General features: G+C 42.5%; 17 protein-coding genes. 14 read left to right on the top strand and 3 right to left on the bottom strand.

Features of this window, described 5'->3' with window-relative positions; all coding sequences use genetic code 11:
- Positions 1-13: 13 nt before the first annotated feature.
- Positions 14-1,144 (bottom strand): histidinol-phosphate transaminase, encoded by a 1,131-nt coding sequence (locus tag ACLFKQ_RS18840; protein ID WP_449001288.1) that lies wholly within the window; start codon positions 1,142-1,144, stop codon positions 14-16.
- 134 nt (positions 1,145-1,278) lie between these two features.
- On the opposite strand from ACLFKQ_RS18840, the gene ACLFKQ_RS18835 reads away from it, so the two are divergent.
- Both ACLFKQ_RS18835 and ACLFKQ_RS18830 read left to right on the top strand, forming a co-directional pair.
- Positions 1,279-2,148 (top strand): ABC transporter permease, encoded by an 870-nt coding sequence (locus ACLFKQ_RS18835; protein ID WP_449001287.1) that lies wholly within the window; start codon positions 1,279-1,281, stop codon positions 2,146-2,148.
- Between the two features lie 127 nt (positions 2,149-2,275).
- A complete protein-coding gene (locus ACLFKQ_RS18830) occupies positions 2,276-3,838 on the top strand; it encodes a protein kinase domain-containing protein (protein WP_449001286.1) in 1,563 nt (520 codons plus the stop codon).
- Between the two features lie 79 nt (positions 3,839-3,917).
- On the opposite strand, the gene ACLFKQ_RS18825 is transcribed toward ACLFKQ_RS18830, so the two are convergent.
- On the bottom strand, positions 3,918-5,717 hold the full coding sequence (locus tag ACLFKQ_RS18825) for an aspartate kinase (protein ID WP_449001285.1): 1,800 nt from the start codon (positions 5,715-5,717) through the stop codon (positions 3,918-3,920).
- 366 nt (positions 5,718-6,083) lie between these two features.
- Here ACLFKQ_RS18825 and ACLFKQ_RS18820 point away from each other — a divergent pair, with 366 nt between their 5' ends.
- From ACLFKQ_RS18820 to ACLFKQ_RS18775, 10 genes are all read left to right on the top strand, one after another.
- Positions 6,084-7,490: a serine/threonine protein kinase gene (locus ACLFKQ_RS18820; protein WP_449001284.1), complete on the top strand. Its 1,407-nt coding sequence runs from the start codon at positions 6,084-6,086 to the stop codon at positions 7,488-7,490.
- Between the two features lie 88 nt (positions 7,491-7,578).
- Positions 7,579-8,223, top strand: coding sequence for a DUF2301 domain-containing membrane protein (locus ACLFKQ_RS18815; RefSeq protein ID WP_449001283.1), 645 nt, complete (start codon positions 7,579-7,581; stop codon positions 8,221-8,223).
- 635 nt (positions 8,224-8,858) lie between these two features.
- Complete coding sequence (locus ACLFKQ_RS18810) at positions 8,859-9,743, top strand: SDR family NAD(P)-dependent oxidoreductase (RefSeq protein ID WP_449001282.1); 885 nt, start codon at positions 8,859-8,861, stop codon at positions 9,741-9,743.
- 155 nt (positions 9,744-9,898) lie between these two features.
- Positions 9,899-10,342, top strand: coding sequence for a hypothetical protein (locus ACLFKQ_RS18805; protein WP_449001281.1), 444 nt, complete (start codon positions 9,899-9,901; stop codon positions 10,340-10,342).
- A gap of 77 nt (positions 10,343-10,419) precedes the next feature.
- Positions 10,420-11,031: a hypothetical protein gene (locus ACLFKQ_RS18800; protein WP_449001280.1), complete on the top strand. Its 612-nt coding sequence runs from the start codon at positions 10,420-10,422 to the stop codon at positions 11,029-11,031.
- Positions 11,028-12,497 (top strand): carotenoid oxygenase family protein, encoded by a 1,470-nt coding sequence (locus ACLFKQ_RS18795; protein WP_449001279.1) that lies wholly within the window; start codon positions 11,028-11,030, stop codon positions 12,495-12,497. The genes ACLFKQ_RS18800 and ACLFKQ_RS18795 overlap by 4 nt, the downstream gene beginning before the upstream one ends.
- Positions 12,498-12,600: 103 nt before the next feature.
- Positions 12,601-13,626, top strand: a complete 1,026-nt coding sequence (locus tag ACLFKQ_RS18790; protein ID WP_449001278.1) for an AI-2E family transporter — start codon at positions 12,601-12,603, stop codon at positions 13,624-13,626.
- A gap of 155 nt (positions 13,627-13,781) precedes the next feature.
- Positions 13,782-14,309 (top strand): pentapeptide repeat-containing protein, encoded by a 528-nt coding sequence (locus tag ACLFKQ_RS18785; RefSeq protein ID WP_449001277.1) that lies wholly within the window; start codon positions 13,782-13,784, stop codon positions 14,307-14,309.
- 67 nt (positions 14,310-14,376) lie between these two features.
- Positions 14,377-15,501 (top strand): site-2 protease family protein, encoded by a 1,125-nt coding sequence (locus tag ACLFKQ_RS18780; protein ID WP_449001276.1) that lies wholly within the window; start codon positions 14,377-14,379, stop codon positions 15,499-15,501.
- A 42-nt stretch (positions 15,502-15,543) separates the two neighbouring features.
- A complete protein-coding gene (locus tag ACLFKQ_RS18775) occupies positions 15,544-16,152 on the top strand; it encodes a Dps family protein (RefSeq protein ID WP_449001275.1) in 609 nt (202 codons plus the stop codon).
- 92 nt (positions 16,153-16,244) lie between these two features.
- Here ACLFKQ_RS18775 and ACLFKQ_RS18770 read toward each other — a convergent pair whose 3' ends face one another.
- Positions 16,245-17,513, bottom strand: a complete 1,269-nt coding sequence (locus tag ACLFKQ_RS18770; protein WP_449001274.1) for a response regulator — start codon at positions 17,511-17,513, stop codon at positions 16,245-16,247.
- Between the two features lie 232 nt (positions 17,514-17,745).
- On the opposite strand from ACLFKQ_RS18770, the gene ACLFKQ_RS18765 reads away from it, so the two are divergent.
- Together ACLFKQ_RS18765 and ACLFKQ_RS18760 are read left to right on the top strand one after the other, a co-directional pair.
- Complete coding sequence (locus ACLFKQ_RS18765; protein WP_449001273.1) at positions 17,746-18,411, top strand: helix-turn-helix domain-containing protein; 666 nt, start codon at positions 17,746-17,748, stop codon at positions 18,409-18,411.
- A 195-nt stretch (positions 18,412-18,606) separates the two neighbouring features.
- Positions 18,607-19,734 carry an ABC transporter permease gene (locus ACLFKQ_RS18760; RefSeq protein WP_449001272.1) on the top strand — a complete coding sequence of 376 codons (1,128 nt, stop codon included), beginning with the start codon at positions 18,607-18,609 and terminating at the stop codon, positions 19,732-19,734.
- Positions 19,735-19,744 lie beyond the last annotated feature (10 nt).

The following is a 19,744-nucleotide window of genomic DNA, read 5'->3' as shown; positions in this document are numbered from 1 at the left end:
GCTAATAGCTTGACTAATTGACTAATTCTTGTAATCTAGCGATCGCATTATTATTTTCACTCGGAGTTCCGATGGTAACTCTCAAGCCGCCCCCAGTATAACGAATTGAAGTTCCTCTGGCTTTAAGGTCGTTAATTAGCCGAGTATATTTTTGGGTGGTATTATCGGACTTAATATTTTTAAGTCTTAGATAGAGAAAGTTAGCCTGACTTTGCCAGACTTGAAGCTGGGGGTTTGCCGCTAAAACCCGCCACATTCTAGTTTTTTCCTGCATAATCTCGTTGACGAGGGGTAAAATCAGTCCGCGCTGCCGGAGAATAGTTCTAGCAGCGATTTGGGAAAAACTAGGTAGATTGTATGGCAGTCGGACTTTTTCTAACACGGCAATTAGATCGGGATGGGCGATGGCATAACCAACTCGATGAGCAGCTAAGCGAAAAGCTTTGGAAAAGGTACGCAAAATTATCCAGTTAGGATGTTGGGCTAATTCTCCTACTACTGAGGTTTGACTGAACTCAAAGTAGGCTTCATCAATGACGACTAAGATATTATCTGAGAGGTTACGCAACCAATCTAATTCTGTTTGACTCAAAACATTTCCTGTAGGGGAATTGGGGTGTACGACAAAGACCACTCTAATTGGCGGCGGCTGAGTAGTAGCGAGCGCTTCTTGCGCTGCCTCTAGAGCGATCGTCCAGTCAGTTTCTCTTCTCGCTACGGATCGGCAGGGAATACCTAGAGTTCTGGCTAAAATGCCATACATCGAAAAAGTAGGTTGAGCAACCAAAATCGCTCCTTCTCCACCCAAACAAGTGGCAATTAAGATAGAACGTATCAGTTCGTCCGAACCATTACCTACAGAAATATAATTAGAGGCGATCGCGCCGTCTAAGTTAGCAGAATCATTGACGTATTCGGCGATCGCTCCTCGTAGTTCCCAGTGACTACCATCGGGATAACGGTTGGCGGCAATTTCTTGTCGATACATCCAGGCAAGCTTGGCTTTCAATTCTTCTGGCAGATCTTCGGGATTTTCGTTCGCATCGAGACGATCTGGAGAACGAAAAATTTTTTCTCCTGGGTTGGGAGTATAGGCTACGAGTTGGTTTAGGTCAGAACGAATAAAAGAATAGCGCTCGCTCATAGGAATTTTGGTAAGTGGACGGACGGCACGATGATTACGATCTCTGAGTTAAATTTTTGTAATTGGGCAATTGAGTTAATATTTTATCGATTATTAGACTAACTAAAAATATCGTTTCTCAAACAGTAACAGTTATGACTACTACCGCTAAAGTTAGAGTATCGCGCCGTTTTCGTTTTAACCCTTCACTAGCCTTAACTATTGTCGGATTAGTAGTTACAATTTCTTTTATAGCGATCGCCATCTTGGCACCGAGTTTACAACAATTGGGCTGGCTGCAAGATCCTACCGAAGGGTTGAGTAATCCCGTTCACGAACCGCCAGGAGCAAGCTACTGGTTTGGCACTACTCGCCAGGGATACGATATTTTTGCTAGAACTTTGTTTGGTACCCAAGCAGCTTTAAAAGTAGTAGTTTTGGCAACTACGATAAGCTCGTTCATTGGGGTTCCTTTGGGCTTAATAAGCGGTTATTTAGGAGGCAAAATTGACAAAATCGCGCTCTTTTTTATGGATACCGTTTATACTTTGCCAGGATTGTTACTATCTGTCACTTTAGCTTTTGTGGTAGGACAAGGAGTGGTCAATGCCGCCATTGCCCTCAGTATTGCTTATATTCCGCAGTATTATCGCCTCGTGCGCAACCATACTACTAGTGTCAAAACCGAATTATTTATCGAAGCTGCCCAGGCAATGGGAGCCCCGACTTCGAGAATTTTGTCACGCTACTTATTTTTGAATGTAATTCAGAGTGTTCCCGTCTTATTTACCCTTAATGCTGCTGATGCTATTCTAATTTTAGGGGGATTGGGTTTTCTGGGTTTGGGACTACCTCCCGAAGTTCCCGAATGGGGACATGACTTGCGCTTGGCATTAGATGCACTACCCACTGGAATTTGGTGGCCGGCAACTTTTCCAGGCTTGGCGATGACTTTAATGGTCACTGGCTTATCTTTAGTAGGGGAGGGAGCGAGCGAATTTTTAAATCCGAAATCTCGCCGATAGGTCTATTATCGACCCCGATCGACAGCAAGTTTTGTAACAACAGCCAACGGTATATAAATATATGCTGCGAACTCGTATGAGTAAAGCTCGAAACTATTACAACTCGGTTAAAATCTGACAAACAATCATGAAGATGGATGCCAATCTCGTAGGACAAAATATCTATGGACGCTATCGTATTATTCGGCAATTAGGGCGAGGTGGAGTAGGGATCACTTTCTTAGCTGAAGATTTACAGTGTTTTAATAGTCCTTGTGTGGTCAAACAGCTAAAGCCTAAAGAGAACAAACCCAAAACTTTAGAAGTTACCAGGCGTTTATTCAATCGTGAAGCCGAAATTCTCAACGATCTAGGTCATTGCGAATATATTCCCCGTTTGCTTGCTTATTTTGAATATCAAGGCGATTTTTTTTTAGTTCAAGAATTAATTGAAGGAGAAGATTTAAGTAAAGAAATTATTGCCAACCGCCCTTGGTCAGAAGCTCAAACCATTAAGTTGTTAACCGATGTTCTCGAAATATTGTCAGTGGTTCAACGACATGGAGTAATCCATCGAGACCTCAAACCATCTAATTTAATGAGACGAACCCGAGATGGCAAAATCGTCATGATTGATTTTGGTTCGGTAAAACAAGTCAGCACTCAAGTTATGGATCGCTCGGGGCAGATTAAGCATACTGTTGCAGTGGGAACCAAAACCTATATGCCCATGGAACAAATGATGGGTCATCCAGGATTTTACAGCGATATCTATGCTGTAGGGATCGTCGCCATCCAAAGTTTAACCGGAGTTCCTCCCCAACAACTACCAGTAGATCGCGATGGTGAATTAGTTTGGCGCGATCGCTTGAGAAGCGACATCTGCTATAACCCGAAGCTCTTAGATATTCTAGATAAAATGGTACGCTATCGATTTCAAGAACGCTATTCTCATGCCGAAAGCGTACTGGCAGACCTCAAGCAACTGACCGTTGACAACGGCAGCGATCGCACCACGATCGTCGTTAAATCCGAGCGACAGAATCTCAACCACCATTCCCCGACCTCTAGTCGCCCCGTAGACCGTACCAAAATAATCCCCAGGGTCGAGAGTAATTTACCCCGCTCCTCGCGGTCTTCTCCACGTAAATCTAAGTTAATTTTAATCTGTTCGATTTTGGGCGCGATCGCTGCTTTAATTATCATTTGGGGTTTCTGGCGACAGAGAACCCCCAAATTTGAATTAGCTCCCTACGAAGATCGAGAACAGGGTTTTCAAATTAATTATCCCAAAACTTGGACTAGGGAAAATAGAGATGATTTTGTTGCCGTTGGGGTAGTATTTATCTCTGACTTAGAAGATGAAAGCGATAATTTTCAAGAAAAAGTCAGCGTGCTGGTAGAAAACTTAACTTCTGAAATATCTTTAGACAAGTATACGGATGAATCGATCGCCGAAATTCAAAAATTATCCGATCCGGCAGTAACTTTTCCCAAGTCAGTTAGTCTGGGGAACAATCAGGCTAAAACAGTGATTTATCAAGGAGAAGAAAACGGTTATCCAGTCCGCAGAATGCAAACTTGGTCGGTAGAACGAGACCGAGCCTATATCGTTACCTACACTGCTGCTCCTGAAAGGTATAATTTTTACCTACCCGTAGTCAAAAAAATGATTGGGTCGTTTGAAATTATTTCTCAACCAGCTAATTGAGAAACTGATATTGAGACGAGCTAAGATCTCCAACTCAAAGGTCGCGGGATCTAAAATCCCGCGCTGCTTTGAGCGTTGCTCAAACCGAAACTTCAATTCGTTCCTCTCCAGACAACTCAAAGGTTTCGTGAACCGCTTTTAAGGCTCTTACCCCATCTCGTCTCTCGACAACGCAGCTAATTTTAATTTCCGAGGTAGTAATCATCTTGATATTAATGTTTTCTCTGGCTAAGGCTGCAAAAAACTTGGCTGCTACCCCGGGTTGCGCCACCATTCCCGCTCCAACTATGCTAACTTTGGCAATCTCTCGATCTGCCGAAACTGCACCACAGTTTAACCGAGTAATTGCCTGACAGGCAAGGTCTGCATCTGTTTGAGCTACGGTAAAGGCGATGTCGCGGGTAGGAATTTCGTTGACGATTCGACAGCGTTGAGATTGAATGATCGAATCGACGCTAATTTTTTTCTCCGCCAGCAAACCAAAAATTCGCGCTGCCATACCGGGACGGTCGGGTACGTGACGAATGGCGATTTGTGCCTGATTGCCATCTAAGGCGACTCCCCGAACGGGAGGGCGATCGATGGACAATTCATATTCTGTCTTGGCTGGTTGAGAATTGAGATCGATCTCGAAAGCTTTGGCGAGAACGGTTAAGGCGCGATCGCATTCTTGTTTATCGATGACGCAGCTTACTTTGACTTCCGAGGTAGAAATCATCTGAATATTAATTTGCGCATCGGCAAGGGTTTTAAACATTAAAGCAGCAATTCCAGGACGACCGATCATTCCCGCACCGGAAATGGCAACTTGAGCGATATCGCGCTCGACAATTGCTTCTGCTTCCTCTGAGGCTGTAGGATGATTGCGTAAGGATGGAGCGATCGCTTCGGTTACAGCTTCGGCTTTGGTCAGTAGATCTCTGACTACGGTAAAAGCAATATCGTTGGTATTGCCTTCGTGAATTGATTGAATAATTAAATCCACATCGATCTGCTGGCGGGAAATTTCTCCAAACAGCCGAGCGGCGATCCCAGGGCGGTCGGGAACTCTCAATAGGGCGACTTTGGCGCGATCGGTATCTACCGCTACCCCATCTACTGCTTTGGCTAACTCTAGCCCTTCCAGAGAGCGGGGTTTGGGTAGGGGAGAAATCACTTTAGTGCCTGGGGCATCGCTCCAACTAGACAAAACTACTAAAGGAATGCCAAAGTTGCGGGCGATTTCTACGGCGCGAGGATGGAGTACCTTGGCTCCCAAACTAGCCAGCTCCAGCATTTCGTCGGCAGTAATTTCCGTCATTAGACGAGCCGAGGGAACGAGGCGCGGGTCGGTAGTCAGAATTCCGGGTACGTCGGTATAAATTTCGCAACGACTGGCTTTGAGAGCAGCCGCTAAGGCTACTGCCGAGGTATCCGAGCCCCCCCTACCTAGGGTGGTAATTTCTAGTTCTTCGCCGTTACTAATACCCTGAAACCCAGCAACGACTACAACTTCTCCGCGATCGAGATGTTTGGTAATTCTTTTGTCACAAATTTGTAAAATCCTGGCGTGACTGTGTTCTGCCTCAGTAACAATTCCTACCTGTGCTCCTGTCAATGAAATTGCTGGCTGGTTTAATTCTTGTAAAGCCATGCTCAACAGTGCGATCGAAACTTGTTCTCCCGTAGACAGCAGCATATCCATTTCGCGGCGAGACGGATTGCTAGAAACTTCCCGTGCTAAGTTGACTAAAGTATCGGTGCTTTTACCCATCGCCGATACTACTACTACAACACTATTACCCTGTTGCACGGTCGTTTGTATTCTACGAGCGACAGCCTTGATGCGCTCTACCGAGCCGACAGAGGTACCACCATATTTTTGAACTACTAAAGCCATAATTTTGTGTACTTTTTCTTAGCCTAAGTATCGCTTACGAAAAGGGCGATCGGCTATTAATTCTCAGTTACTATACGCAAACTTTACCAAGTTAGAGGCAGTTCCACCGAAAAAAACGGGCTTTCTCTTACAGTAAGTAAATCTTAAAAGAAAAATCGAGCACTTACAATTTCTGTTAAGCTTCGGTAAATAATTTTGGCGTTCTAGAGGAATTACCAATTATTACTGGGTTAGAAGTGAGAGCGAACTCTAATTTTCGATTTAGATTTATCCGTCCCAGATTCCGTCACAAGTAACCGCTTTCAGTAAACCGAACCCCAAAATGTGTTAGACAAGAAAGATATACCCCGATCGAAAGCGTAGAAGATGTTAGAAGTAGGCAAAATTGTCAGCGATCGCTATATGCTCGAACATAGATTGGGTCGTAATGCAGGCAGACAAACCTGGTTAGCAAGAGATTTAAACACCGAATCTAGAGAACGAGTTGTGGTTAAGTTTTTGGCGTTCGGAGGCGATATTCAGTGGGAGGATTTAAAATTATTCGAACGAGAAGCTCAGACTCTCAAGCAGTTCGATCATCCTCGAATTCCTCAATACAAAGATTATTTTTCCATTGACGATCGCATTCTGTGGTTTGCTTTAGTACAGCAGTATATCCCTGGATTGTCTCTCAAACAATTATTGGCTTCAGGGAAACGTTTTACCGAGTTAGAGGTTAGAAATATTGCCGAAGAAGTCTTACAAATTTTAATTTACCTCCATTCACTCAATCCACCATTGCTGCATCGAGATATCAAACCAGGCAATTTAATTTTGGGTGAAGACAGCAATGTATATTTGGTAGATTTTGGTGCGGTGCAAGACTGTGCTGCCACGGAAGGTGATACTTTTACCGTAGTGGGTACTTATGGTTACGCTCCAATCGAACAGTTTGGTGGTAAAACGATTCCCGCCTCCGATCTCTACGCTTTAGGAGCGACTTTAATTCATTTATTGACTAGAACTTCTCCTGCAGAATTACCCCAGCGAGACTTAAAAATTCAGTTTAGAGAACGAACCAACATTACAGAACAACTGGCTAATTGGCTAGAGCGAATGACGACACCTGCTGTAGAACAAAGATTGGCTACTGCCAGGGAAGCTCTTGAGAGTCTAAATTCTAAATCTGTCTCTACTGCGGTGGTAAATTTTCAGCGAGAGCCACTCAAACCCTACAATACTGAAGTCAGACTCAGTCGCTCGCCCAAATTTTTAAAAATAACCATACCGATGCGAGGCGAGTTTTTGATTCGAGACAAATCTCTAATAACTCTAGTGCGAATGGCTCTATTAGTTATTTGCTGTAGCTCGATTCCCCTAATAATTTTATCTAGAATGCTGCTTTTTGTCGTTTTTGGCATGGCTGGTTTGGGGCTGATTTTGATGCCAATTGGCATCGCCATATCTTACACGATTTTAAAGTACTTTTTTTCTACAACTCGGTTGACCCTAAATCCGAAAAAGTTTGAAATCGAAACCCGATTTCTATGGTCGAATAAACGACAGTGGGGTTTGACTAAGAGCATTCAAGATGTTTCGGTTAATTATGTAGCTAGTGCTCCCAATACTACAGAAATGGAAACTAGTTCTCTGGTAATCAATACGAGATCCTCAGGAATTTCTAATCGATTTAGCCGATATTTATTCGGAAAAAGTTTGACTGAAGCAGAATTAATTTGGTTGGCTAGCGAAATTCGCGACTGGCTAGCTGCTCTAAGAATTTCTCAGGGATAAGAAATATAAATAAAACCAGGCAGATCTGGTTAAAAAGTTTCGATTGTAGAATATAAAAACGTAGTTTCATCAAATAAAAATATTAGTAATGATAGCTATACTCGATCGAGAACCAACAACCTATCAGGGTCAATTTGGCGAATACACTATTGCTAAACACGATCGCCTAGAAGTAATCGTCTATCGCTTGGGGTTGGCACTCGCCGCCATTAGTTTGGCGATCGCTAGTAATCTTTTCTTTGCCAAAGGCGAAGTTATTTTACCCTGGATTACTCCGCTATTTGGACTATTTACCTTGGGTTTGGGCATTAGCTTATTGACCATTCATATTTACCTAGCACCACTGCACAGGCTATTACAAGCTTTTTGGGTTATAGGAACGATTTCGGCGATCGCTCTAGCTTGGCAAACTAAGGAACCTCTGGCACTATATGTCTACGAACATCCCCTAACTTTACTGGGTGTTGGCTTTACCTTTGCCGCTTTGACCGGAATCTATTTTAAAGAAGCGTTTTGTTTTAACCGTTTTGAGACTAAAATTTTGACTCCGATCGTGCCATTTTTACTTTTGGGACATTTATTTAGCTTCTTGTCGGTCAATGTAGAACAAGTACTCTTAGCAATCTGGACGATTGGATTTACTATTTTTGCCGCACGCAAACTGACTCAGGAAATCGATCCCGATATCGGCGATAAGTCAGTATTTGCCTATTTAAAACAACAAAAGCAATAACTCAGTTTGAGAGCAACTAACGGTAGCCATAACTTGCTCTCCAAGCCATGATTAGCTTCACCGATCTAAATCAATTTCAGGGCGTTAATCAATCATAGAGGATATCTTGCTAGAGATTAATTATTTGTAGCGGTATCTTATAACGAAACTTTCAAATTGATAAAAAAGCGTAATCTATGCAGTGTAAGAGATACAACTCAGTTAAATCACTCAATTAATAGCTACAAATTAAGGAAACACCGAGTAAATCTAAGCAGAATTGTTGTAGCGCAGTAGATTGAGTTATCTCCACAAATTCTCCGACTCTGATGAGTCAATTTTTCCCAAAGTGCGCGTTCCCTCGCGCCTGTCGTCGGCGCAGGGTCGCATTTGAGTTTTTTCTTCTTCAAATAAATCTGAGAAAATTGCGATCTAGTAGAGTCTGGCAACCGAGAGAATTTTTTCTCTTCTCTACCCTTGGTGAGAGGAATTTTAGTTAAGAGTATCGCTACGGTGGAATTGCAGCGCACGTAACCTTCAATAAAACATCGTTAGTGGAAGGGAAGAAAGCTTGGGTTCGTCATTCCGCTCGAACCCTCTACGTTGTTCGATGGGAAGGAATGGTAAATATCGATTAATTAGAGCAAAAAATAGGGATGAAGTTGAAAATGAGACGTTTTGAAGACCTAGTAGTAATTGTCACCGGTGCGGGTACGGGTATTGGAGAAGCGATCGCCCATAAATTTGCCAAAGAAGGTGCCAAAGTAGTAGCCAATGGCTTACACGACGATCCTTTAGATGAGGTGGTTGCGGCAATTAAAGATTATGGCGGCGAAGTAACTGGTTATCGCGGCGATGTCTCGGAAGAAGATCGAGCACTAAACTGTGTCAAAACCGCGATCGAGCGCTACGGCAAGCTAAATATTTTGGTCAATAACGCCGGTGTCTTTTTAGCTGTAGCCGAAACTCAAGACTATCCCGTCGATGCTTTCGATCGCACCCTGAGAATGAACTTGCGTTCGGCTTTTTTAATGACTAAATTTGCTCTACCTCATTTACAAAAAACCAGAGGCAACATCGTCTGTGCGGGTTCGGAAGCGGGCTTTAATGGCTTGGCGCAGAATACTCCCTACGGTGGTACTAAAGGTTGGATGCACTCTTTTGTTAAAGGGATAGCAGTAGAACAAGCCAAATACGGAGTTAGAGCTAATTGTTACTGTCCTGGGGCAATCGATACGGCTTGGACGCATCAGGAAACGGGACCGATGGATGCACAGATGGAAGAAATGCTAATTAACGCTACGCCAATGGCAAGAAGAGGTACCCCAGAAGAAATAGCGAATGTTTGTGCTTTTCTAGCTTCCGATGAAGCGAGTTACGTTACCGGAGCCTTATGGCTGGCAGATGGGGGAGTTACAGTAGCTAAAGGTGCGGTAGGTCAACAAACACCAGAAGAGTTGCGTTCTTTACCTCATGGTGAATTACGTTTAGACCACTCCAAAGAAGGATTAGCCAACAAGCAAACTCAGACGATTAAGTAAGAAGTCTCTTGTTCTAATAAGATTGGATTTTTATCTGGATAGCTAATGGTTGAGTGTCCCGAGTCAAAGGACCAGTCCAATCGATAATAAAAAATATTATCTCACTACCAAGCTTAGTAAGAACGCAATATAATATGCAATCGATCGCTAAATACTTGTCATCAAAAAAATTAGCCAAAATTCTGTTGACCTTAGGTGTAACTTATCTGGTTGGAAATTATCCACTAACTAACTCCAGTCAGCCAATAGCTATCGCTAGTTCCATTTCCGATTTTCTAGTAGAACAGCCCGAAGCAGCAACAACTTCCGAGCCAGCTACTTTACCAGTGCCAATTCAAACTGCAGTATTAGAAGAAGTTGCTCGACGAACCAGCCGAACTGTTGCTGAGTTTAGAGTTTTGAACGCCCAACGGCGCCAGTGGTCCGATGGCTGTTTGGGTATTCCCCAACCAGATGAATTATGTACTCAAGTAATTACTCCTGGATGGCAAGTAATAGTTACCGACGGTCGCAGAAATTGGGTTTATCGAACTGATGTCTTGGGCGATCGCGTTAAGTTAGCCGAAGCACCCCAACCATCGGAAGGAGAAAGTAACTAGCAAGCAATAACTACAATAACTTTCAATTTCGGACTTCCAATTAAAATCTGAGAGCTTGCCAGGGCGGGAACGGCAAAATGAAGCGAAAAACTAGTACATTAACCATTACTAAAATAATCTTACCTATTATTTTATTTCCCTGGTTACTAGGTTGTGATTCTGGGACTAATTCTGAGTTGCAAGCAAGTCGGTCAACAACAGCAACATCTGCAGACAAGACCGACCCAACCATCTCTCTCAGTCAAACCTGTAGCAACGATCGCGCTGGTTATCAAATTAATTATCCCCAAGATTGGCAGACTAATCCTGGCGAAGTACTCAATCGCTGCCAAGTTTTCGATCCCCAATCGGCAACCGTTCCGGAAAATACCGAAAGTACTGGTAAAGCAATTTATCTGCGAATCGAAGCAAATGTACCTTTCGAGCGAATCGCAACAGAAAATCGCGGCGAGCGGCATTTGTCCCGTCAAAGGATGAGTATTGGAGATTATCGAGCCGTGGCAATTGAAAGTGAGTCTACTGGTAAGGCACTATTACCTCAAGGAATCCGTACCTATAGTTACGTTGTCGCTCTAGACAAAGGCACTTTGGTTGCTATTACTTACGATTTGGGAAGCAACGAATATCAGACCAATAAGCAGATTTTAGATCGCATGATGGAAACTATCGAATTCAATGACAGACCATGACTACTCGGCAACACTCGGCAAATTATCAGCTTGGCTTGACTAGCCTCGAACGGGAAGTAGAGAACGAACCCCTATCGATTCAAGGAAAACTGCTGCCCTCTTGGTTGAATGGCAGCTTAATTAGAACTGGTCCGGCTAAGTTTGAAGTAGGTGCCAACTCATATCGGCACTTGTTAGACGGTTTGGCGATGCTGCATCGGTTTGACTTTGAAGGAGAAGTAATTTATACCAACAAATTTCTCTCTAGTCAAGCATACCAACAAGCAAAAGCTACGGGAAAAATTAGTAAAACTGAGTTTGGCACTTTTCGAGACCGCTCTTTTTTGGGCAGACTGTTCGATTTTTTTTCCGATAGCCAAGCTACAGATAATGCTAATGTCAATATCGCTCAGTTAGGCGACCGCCTGGTATCCCTGACAGAAACTCCATCACCAGTGATTTTCGAACCTAAAACTCTCGCTACTGTGGGCAAATTAGACTACGAACCCAAACTACCAGGACAAATAACTACGGCTCATCCCCATTTCGATTTCGAGCGCGATCGCATTTACAATTATCAAACTCATTTTGCTCGTCACAGCAGCTATCAAGTTTATTATCTAGAGGCAAACAAAGTCAGCCAACATTTGCTCTGCACCGTATCTGCTAGAGAACCTGCCTATATGCACAGTTTTGCCATGACTGACAATTACCTCATCTTGGCAGAATTTCCTTTAGTCGCCAATCCCTTAAACTTGGCAACTAGCGATCTTCGGGGTAAATCTTTTATCGAAAATTATCACTGGAAACCGCAACTGGGAACGTGCTTTTCCATAATTAGTAAAAATGATGGCACTATAGTTAATACCTATATCAGCGAGCCATTTTTTGCCTTTCATCATGTCAATGCCTTCGAGCGAGATAATGAAATCGTGCTCGATATCAACGCCTATCCCGATGCGGCGATCGTGGAAAAACTATACCTCAAAAATTTAGCAACAGGAAAGACTGACTTCGGTAAAAGTAATTTACGTCGCTATTATCTTCCTCTTAACGGCTCTGCTGCTAACTTTGAGATACTCTCAACAGAGACGGTAGAGTTTCCCCGAATTAACTATAAGCAGTGTAATGGTAAAAACTATCGCTTCGTTTATGGTGGCAATAGTAGTCAACCCGATAATTTTATCGATCGCCTGGTTAAGGTAGATGTCGAACAGCGAGCGACAAAGTTTTGGCAAGAAACAGACTGCTATCCAGGAGAACCAGTATTCGTAGCGGCACCAGAAACATCAGTAGAAGATGCAGGAGTAATTCTGTCTGTCGTTTTGGATGCTCGCAAAGCCAAATCCTTTTTACTCGTCTTAGATGCTAGCTCTTTCTCTGAGGTAGCCAGAGTGCATTTACCGCACCATATTCCCTTCAGTTTTCACGGACAGTATTTTGCTGACGACCAAAAATCTACCTTCAACTCCAACCTTCATCGATAAGCGCTTGGTTTAGGCTCTAACTTATATTAGCGAGCCGGCGATCGAGAAATAAATATAACTAGAAAAAACAAATGTTACTAACCCAGACTGTAGCTAATTAATTATGCAGTTGTCTAGCAGAACTACCCAAATTTTAATGGCAATAATTGCCACCATCTTAGTTGTGGGGGCTCTTAAAGCGACTCGCCCGATCTCGATGCCGCTGGCATTTGCCTTTTTTATCGTGGTATTAGTGCATCCCCTACAACGTCGGCTCGAACGCCATTTACCCAAATGGTTGAGTCTCATTCTAGTTTTGTTACTCTTACTAGCAATACTAGGCTTGGCAGGTGGAGCGCTATCCTTGAGTGCAGAGATTATCGAACCCAAACTTCCCGAGTATCTCGATCGCCTTCAGCAGTTGTTGGAAACAGCGCGTTCTTGGGCGAGTGCTCGCAACCTATCATTTCCTCAATTCGGTTCTCAGTCTAATGGCTCGTCGAGTCAATTGACGCAACAAGCAATTGGCGGCATTGAAACTTTTCTATCCGCACTTAGTTTGTTCGTGTTGGTAGTATCTTTACTGGTATTACTTTTGTTAGAAGTCAGTCAATATCACCAAAAGGTACAAAAAGCTTTTCCCGGTCGAACTGGCGATCACTTGATTGATGCCGTCGGTAATACTAGTGAAAAGCTACGTCGTTATCTTCTGGTTATGAGCCTTACTAGTTTTTTGACGGGAGTTTTGACTAGCATCTGGTGCTTTATTTTAGCAGTCGATTTAGCCATTGTCTGGGGATTAATTGCCTTTGTACTGAACTTTATACCAACTTTAGGTTCGATTATTGCCGTCATTCCACCCACTTTGGTAGCACTTTTGTTTAATGGAGTCAGTCGCGGCATTGCTACTTTGGCAGGTTTAGCCGTTATCCAAACGGTGATGGGCAACTTTGTCGATCCGCGAGTGCAGGGCAAATCTTTGCAACTATCACCTTTTGTAGCTTTAGTTTCTATTGTTTTTTGGGGATGGGTTTGGGGAATTCCGGGAGCTATATTGGGTGTCCCCATGACCATATCGATTATTCTATTTTGCCAGGAATTTAAGGAAACTCGGGGAGTAGCGATAGTTTTAGGGGCAGTTGAAAGATAGTAAGAGCTCAAATTAATTTTATTTTTTCAGATTCTGGATTTTTTCTCTGTCATGAGATGGAGAGTTTTTCTGTTGCTTTTTAATAGCATCAAAAATAGAGATTGTAGCTTCAAAGAGATCTTTGAGTAATTAGAATGAATGATAGGAGCATTATCGTGAAAGCTGAAGAACTTCAACAACGTTATAGAGCAGGAGAACGAAGTTTTCCTCAAACAGATCTGTCTGGTGAAGACCTGAGCGACATGGATTTAAGCGAAATTCAACTGCCTAAAGCCAATTTACAAGGTGCTAATTTAAGAGGAACGAGACTAAAAGGAGCAGATCTTAGTGCGGCAGATTTGAGTAATGGCGATCTTAGTAACGCCAATCTTACCGGTGCTAGTCTTTACGAGACAGTATTAAATAATGCCAATTTCACTCAGGCACAGCTAGACCAAACTAGTTTGCAGACAGCAGATCTCACGGGAGCTAACTTAACCAAAGCTAATCTAATTCAAACCGATTTAACGGGAGCTAATTTAACTAAAGCTAATTTAACTGCAGTCGATCTCAGTCACGCAACTTATAAAAAAACTAATTTTAGCTATGCCAATTTGCAGACAGCTAATTTGAGCCAAGTAGATTTAGACGAGCTGGTTTTAGATAATGCTTCCCTGCCTAAAGATTTTTCTCCGTTCGTCTAATCCACTCTCTTAAGGATATATAAATATAAATAAATTAAATAAATACCTTAAATAAATACCAGTAACGATGCACAGTTTTCGACTTGGTTCTATCTTTGGTTTTGAAATCCGCGTCGATTTGTCGTGGTTTATTATTTTCTTTTTGATTCTCTGGTCCCTTACCGCTAGTTTATTTCCGGCAAACTATCCAGAACTCAGCAATACTACTTATATAATTATGGGAGTAGTGGGAACGCTGCTGTTTTTTGCTTCACTCGTCGCCCACGAACTAGCTCATGCTCTGGTTGCTAAAGCCAAAGATATTCCCGTCGAAGGAATTACCCTATTTATATTTGGCGGAATTTCCCGCACTCGTATGGATGCGGAGCGCCCAGGGGATGAGTTCCAAATCGCTGGAGTCGGACCTTTAGTGAGTTTAATCTTAGCTGGAGTGTTTGGACTAATTTGGTGGTGGGGTAATAGTGCTGGTTGGAGTGTGGGAATTACTGGTGTTGCCAGATATCTCGCCTCGATTAATTTATTGCTGGCAATTTTCAATCTTCTTCCCGGTTTTCCACTCGATGGCGGTCGGCTATTTCGTTCCTTAGTTTGGAAAATTACGGGAAACTTAAAACGAGCGACACGTATTGCCAGTTGGGGTGGGCGATTTTTTGGCTACTTTCTCATCGCCTTGGGATTCGTACAGCTATTTGGCAATAATTTTTTAGGCGGTTTGTGGTTGATTTTAATCGGCTGGTTTTTGTCTAATGCTGCCGAAATGAGTTACCGACAACATTTAGTCCATGCTGGTCTAGAAGGAGTGCCGGCTAAAGAAATTGCGACGCGATCGCCCCAAACCGTTACTTCAGACTTGAGTTTACAGGAGCTAGTTGACGAATATTTTCTGCATTATCGTTACCAGGCTTTTCCAGTAACCGAAAACGGTCAGTTAGTAGGCATAATTACGCTCAACCAAGTTAAAGAAATTCCACGAGAGCGATGGCAACAACAGACTGTAGCTAAAACGATGAAGCCCATAGACGATGTCGTCACGGTCAGTCCCAATGAAAATATGACGCAAGTCATACAAAAGATGGAAGATTCGGGGATTCGCAGAGTCTTAGTAACTCAAGACGCACAATTGCGGGGAATTATTACTGGAAGCGATATATCTGGCTGGTTAAGACGCAGACGCGAACTAGACCAAAGTTAGTTTTTTTAATTTGAATTTGAAGTAAAAATTATTTTATTAGTTGTGAATATTATTCGTAGGCTTGTTTTAGTAATTATTTTGTGCCTTTGTTGGTTGGCATACGATAGTGGCGCAGTTGCTGAAGATTTAACTGTCTATCAAAATCCCCAAGCTCAAGCGCGGATTCTGCTCAAACCGGAAAATCGCGATCCGACATCTCAAGCATTACAAAATACCCTAGTAGAACTTATAGATCTCTCGCTTTCAACCAAACAGGCTCACTGGAATCTCAACGGTCCGCTATTTTATTCTCTGCACGAACTATTAGACGATTTTGTAGAAGACTACCGCGAACATGCAGACATCGTTGCCGAAAGAATGCTAGCGGTGGGACGTACGGCAGATGGTAGACCAGAGGTAGTGAGCGATACTGCCAATTTAGCTACTTTTCCTCAAGGGTACATTAGCGATTATCGAGTAGTAGATTTGCTTTCCCAGCGTCTCGATGAGGTAGGTAATCGATTGCGAGATCGCATTGCTCGGCTAGACGATCTTGACTTAGTATCTCAAGATGTTTTGATCGACCTCGAACGAGAAATTGCCGAGCATTTATGGATGTTACGAGAATTTCAACAACAAACCAACTCTAATTTTCCTAGCCGATCGCTCTGAGGTTGCCTGAAAATTATAATTTACTACAATAAATGAGCTACGAAATTTTCACTTCTGCGAACTTCAACTCGCTCGAGATTTACTTCAATAATTCAAGAAGCGGTATTAATGTAATTGGCAATAGTATTGAGAATTAGTTTGGCTTCCAAATATTCGTCGATTAATTGGGAACAACCAGCTCTTTTAGCCTTAACCCAATCACCCGAGCCAATTGTTTTGCTATATAAAATTATTGGAGTATGGCTAAAAACATCTGTTTCTCGTAACCAAGAGCAGAGATCGTAACCGCTAAATTCTGCTAATTCTATATTGATGAAAATTATATCGGGCAAGCTTTCCTGTAAAACCGCACTCGTATTTAAAGAGCCACTGTCACTAATATATAGATAACTAGCACTGGTAATAATTTTTTTCATAATCTGACAGACCATCGAATTAGAATCGATGCAGGCTATCTTTAACTGGTGGTTATCCCTCAAAGCTAGAGAAGAAAAATTAGTGCTATTGAGCCGAGCATTGGTAGAGTCTGTAAGAGTACGAAGGACAGTTGGTATCGCCAATTCTGTGGCTGAGGTGGGCAAGGTATTAGGCAAGTCGGGAATCGATACTAATTCTATACAGCCCAATCGGTAATAGGGAGTTAGAGAACGCGCAACTAACAGCAAGCTAGTTTGTTTCTGAACTGCCAAATCTCGGAATGTATATTTTCCCTTGAGTAATTTGGTCAGGATTTGGTAAGTTGACTCAGAAGCGTTAACTTTTTTTTGTAGTGCTTGTGACTGCTTAATTAATGGAGCGAGATTGGGAGAATAGGCAGCGAATTTAGTTTCTTCCCACTGTTGCCAGAGTTTCCAAGCTTCAATAATTTGTTGCTCGCAGTCAACCATCGCTAGCGGCTTAAATGAAGCTCGTTCTTGAGGAATTAGATAGTAATCGACATTTTTAGCATGAGTGATGTCGAACAGAACTTCTGCGGCAACGGCGCGAATCATTTTGTTAGCCTGTTCTCGATCAATTTTTTGGCGTTCTATCCAAAGGGATAGCAGGTAATAATCCCAACTGAGGATTATTTTTTCAGTAGCTATGGTCTGAAGTAATTCTAATTCCGATTTTAAATTAGCTACTATTTGAGGAAAATAGTAAGCGAGATTGCGCCGCCATCTTCTAACTGGATGTTCGCCGCCGGTAGTATAAACGATTCTGCCCAGATATAGATGAAAATGCCATGTGATGTTTCGGCGATCGCTAAAGACAACTTCACCACTAAAACATTTTTCCTTTAGTTCTTTGAATAACTCAAGTTGTTTAGAAGCGATAAAATTATCGATTAATTTGGGCTTAGAAGTTGACTGTGGGGTCATTCTAATTAGGCTGGCAATTTCACTTTATCGAGTTGGTTCAATTTTCTGAGACAATGCTAACACAGGAAAAATAGCATTGAAGTCACGAGGGAGGGGCATTAAAGTGCAGCTAAAGCTGTTAGGGCAATTTTTATCGAGAATCTTCCCTAAAATGCTTGTTGCTAAGCCGATTAATTGATAGTGTATTCAAACTCTCTAGCAACCTAAGTAAATCTAGTAGTTGTAGTTAATTATGGAGCGCTCTTTGTACGAAAAAAACAAGCAGATTTTAGACAGTTTGATGGAACGAGCTAACATATCCGAACTGTCAGAACTTAGCAGATTGTCAGGAGTTTCTCAATGGCAATTAAATCGCTTGCAACATGGTTTAATTGGCAAAATATCGGTAGAAAATATTGCCGCTCTTGCCAGTGTTTTCCAGCTATCTATAGAACAATTCCTCGATACATTTATTTCTTTTGACCGCAAAAACGTTAGTCCGGAGATCCCTACCCAAGATTCGACTACCATCGCTAATTTGAAACGAGAATACGCTAACTTACAAGAGCGAATGGAGCAACAGCAAGAAACCTTAAAACAAGAATTTCAACGAGAAAGTTTGCAAGTAATCGAGTCTTGGTTACTACAGTGGCCTACGGCCGCTGCTGCGGTGCGGAAAAATTCTCAATTACCAGCAGAAAGATTGTTACCACTGGTTAAACCTCTAGAACAACTGTTAGGAGAGTGGGGCATCGAACCAATTTCTGCCGTAGGAGAGAAACTGCCTTACGATCCGCAACGGCATGAGCTATTAAAAGGAACGGCTAATTCGGGAGAATTAGTTGAGGTACGATATGTAGGATACAAACAGGCAGATAAGTTACTTTATAAAGCAAAGGTTAGTCCCGTAGAAGAATAATTAAACAGAAGGAAGAGGGAAGAAGGGTAACTTCTTACTTCGAGCGCAGCGAGTTAAAATTGAGCAGCAAGGAGTGAGTTCAATTAGCTTTCGAGCTCTAACTTCTTTATAATCACTGATTGGCAAGTTATCTTTACGAGTTGGGCAAGATTGAGCAATAACTATTTACTAATTTACTAAAACTAAATTACTGCAATGATCTGGTGGCAAAAACTAAAAAAGAATCCTCTAGCGCGCTTTGGGGCAATTACGCTGATTATTTTGTATTTATCGGCAATTTTTGCTGATTTTCTCGCGCCATATACTCCTTATGCCGTACAAGTTGATGGTTCTTTATTACCACCCACGGAAATTCACTGGCGCGATCGCGAGGGGAATTGGACTGCACCTTTTGTCTATCCTACCGTTCAAGGAGAAACAGATCTAGAGACGGGCGATCGCGAGTTAATCGTAAATTACGATCGTCCCGCACCAGTGGCTTTATTTGTTAAGGGTGCGCCATACAATTTATTTCAAATTCAGCTACCTTTACCGCCCAACTTCGAGCAGGTAACTATTTTCCCGGGTATTCCTCTGCAACGGCATTTATTCGGTACCCTGGGAGAGGCAAAAATCAATATTTTAGGCACCGACCAACAAGGTAGAGATCAGTTTAGTCGCTTACTCTTTGGTGGTAGGGTGAGCTTATTTATTGGTTTGGTGGGGATTGCAATTTCTTTTCCTTTGGGAATGCTGGTTGGGGGAATTTCAGGCTATTTCGGTGGCTGGATCGATGCAGGTTTGATGCGGATAGTAGAAGTATTGATGACTATTCCAGGAATTTATTTACTAATCGCTCTAGCTTCGATTTTGCCTCCTGGTCTGACCAGTCCGCAAAAGTTTTTACTAATTGTCTTTATCACTTCGTTTATTAGCTGGTCGGGACTAGCTAGGGTAATTAGAGGACAGGTTTTATCCCTCAAAGAAAGGGAATTCGTGCAGGCTGCTAGAGCTATGGGAGCAAAGCCTCTATATATCATTGTCCGTCATGTGTTACCCCAAACCGCTACCTACATCATTATCTCTGCTACACTCGCGGTTCCCGGTTTTATCGTCGCTGAGTCGGTTCTCAGCCTAATTGGCTTGGGAATTCAGTCAAAAGACCCCAGTTGGGGCAATTTACTTTCTGTAGCTACTAATGCCTCGATTTTGGTGTTACAGCCCTGGTTGATTTGGTCGCCTGCACTACTAATTGTAATTACGGTATTATCATTTAATCTCTTGGGAGATGGCTTGAGAGATGCCCTCGACCCCCGCAGTTTACAACAGAGAGATTCATTATGATAGAGGTGGC

It is taken from the genome of Myxosarcina sp. GI1(2024), assembly GCF_053543375.1.
Note: the sequence above shows the minus strand (reverse complement) of the source record. Positions and strands in the feature narration are given on the sequence as shown.

Bases quoted from the DNA above. Each gene is read 5' to 3' on its own strand.
- ACLFKQ_RS18760 (WP_449001272.1), top strand. From the start codon at position 18,607: ATGATCTGGTGGCAAAAACTAAAAAAGAATCCTCTAGCGCGCTTTGGG.
- ACLFKQ_RS18780 (WP_449001276.1), top strand. From the start codon at position 14,377: ATGCACAGTTTTCGACTTGGTTCTATCTTTGGTTTTGAAATCCGCGTC.
- ACLFKQ_RS18790 (WP_449001278.1), top strand. From the start codon at position 12,601: ATGCAGTTGTCTAGCAGAACTACCCAAATTTTAATGGCAATAATTGCC.
- ACLFKQ_RS18830 (WP_449001286.1), top strand. From the start codon at position 2,276: ATGAAGATGGATGCCAATCTCGTAGGACAAAATATCTATGGACGCTAT.
- ACLFKQ_RS18835 (WP_449001287.1), top strand. From the start codon at position 1,279: ATGACTACTACCGCTAAAGTTAGAGTATCGCGCCGTTTTCGTTTTAAC.
- ACLFKQ_RS18810 (WP_449001282.1), top strand. From the start codon at position 8,859: ATGAAGTTGAAAATGAGACGTTTTGAAGACCTAGTAGTAATTGTCACC.
- ACLFKQ_RS18765 (WP_449001273.1), top strand. From the start codon at position 17,746: ATGGAGCGCTCTTTGTACGAAAAAAACAAGCAGATTTTAGACAGTTTG.
- ACLFKQ_RS18820 (WP_449001284.1), top strand. From the start codon at position 6,084: ATGTTAGAAGTAGGCAAAATTGTCAGCGATCGCTATATGCTCGAACAT.
- ACLFKQ_RS18815 (WP_449001283.1), top strand. From the start codon at position 7,579: ATGATAGCTATACTCGATCGAGAACCAACAACCTATCAGGGTCAATTT.
- ACLFKQ_RS18770 (WP_449001274.1), bottom strand. From the start codon at position 17,513: ATGACCCCACAGTCAACTTCTAAGCCCAAATTAATCGATAATTTTATC.
- ACLFKQ_RS18800 (WP_449001280.1), top strand. From the start codon at position 10,420: ATGAAGCGAAAAACTAGTACATTAACCATTACTAAAATAATCTTACCT.
- ACLFKQ_RS18840 (WP_449001288.1), bottom strand. From the start codon at position 1,144: ATGAGCGAGCGCTATTCTTTTATTCGTTCTGACCTAAACCAACTCGTA.
- ACLFKQ_RS18795 (WP_449001279.1), top strand. From the start codon at position 11,028: ATGACTACTCGGCAACACTCGGCAAATTATCAGCTTGGCTTGACTAGC.
- ACLFKQ_RS18825 (WP_449001285.1), bottom strand. From the start codon at position 5,717: ATGGCTTTAGTAGTTCAAAAATATGGTGGTACCTCTGTCGGCTCGGTA.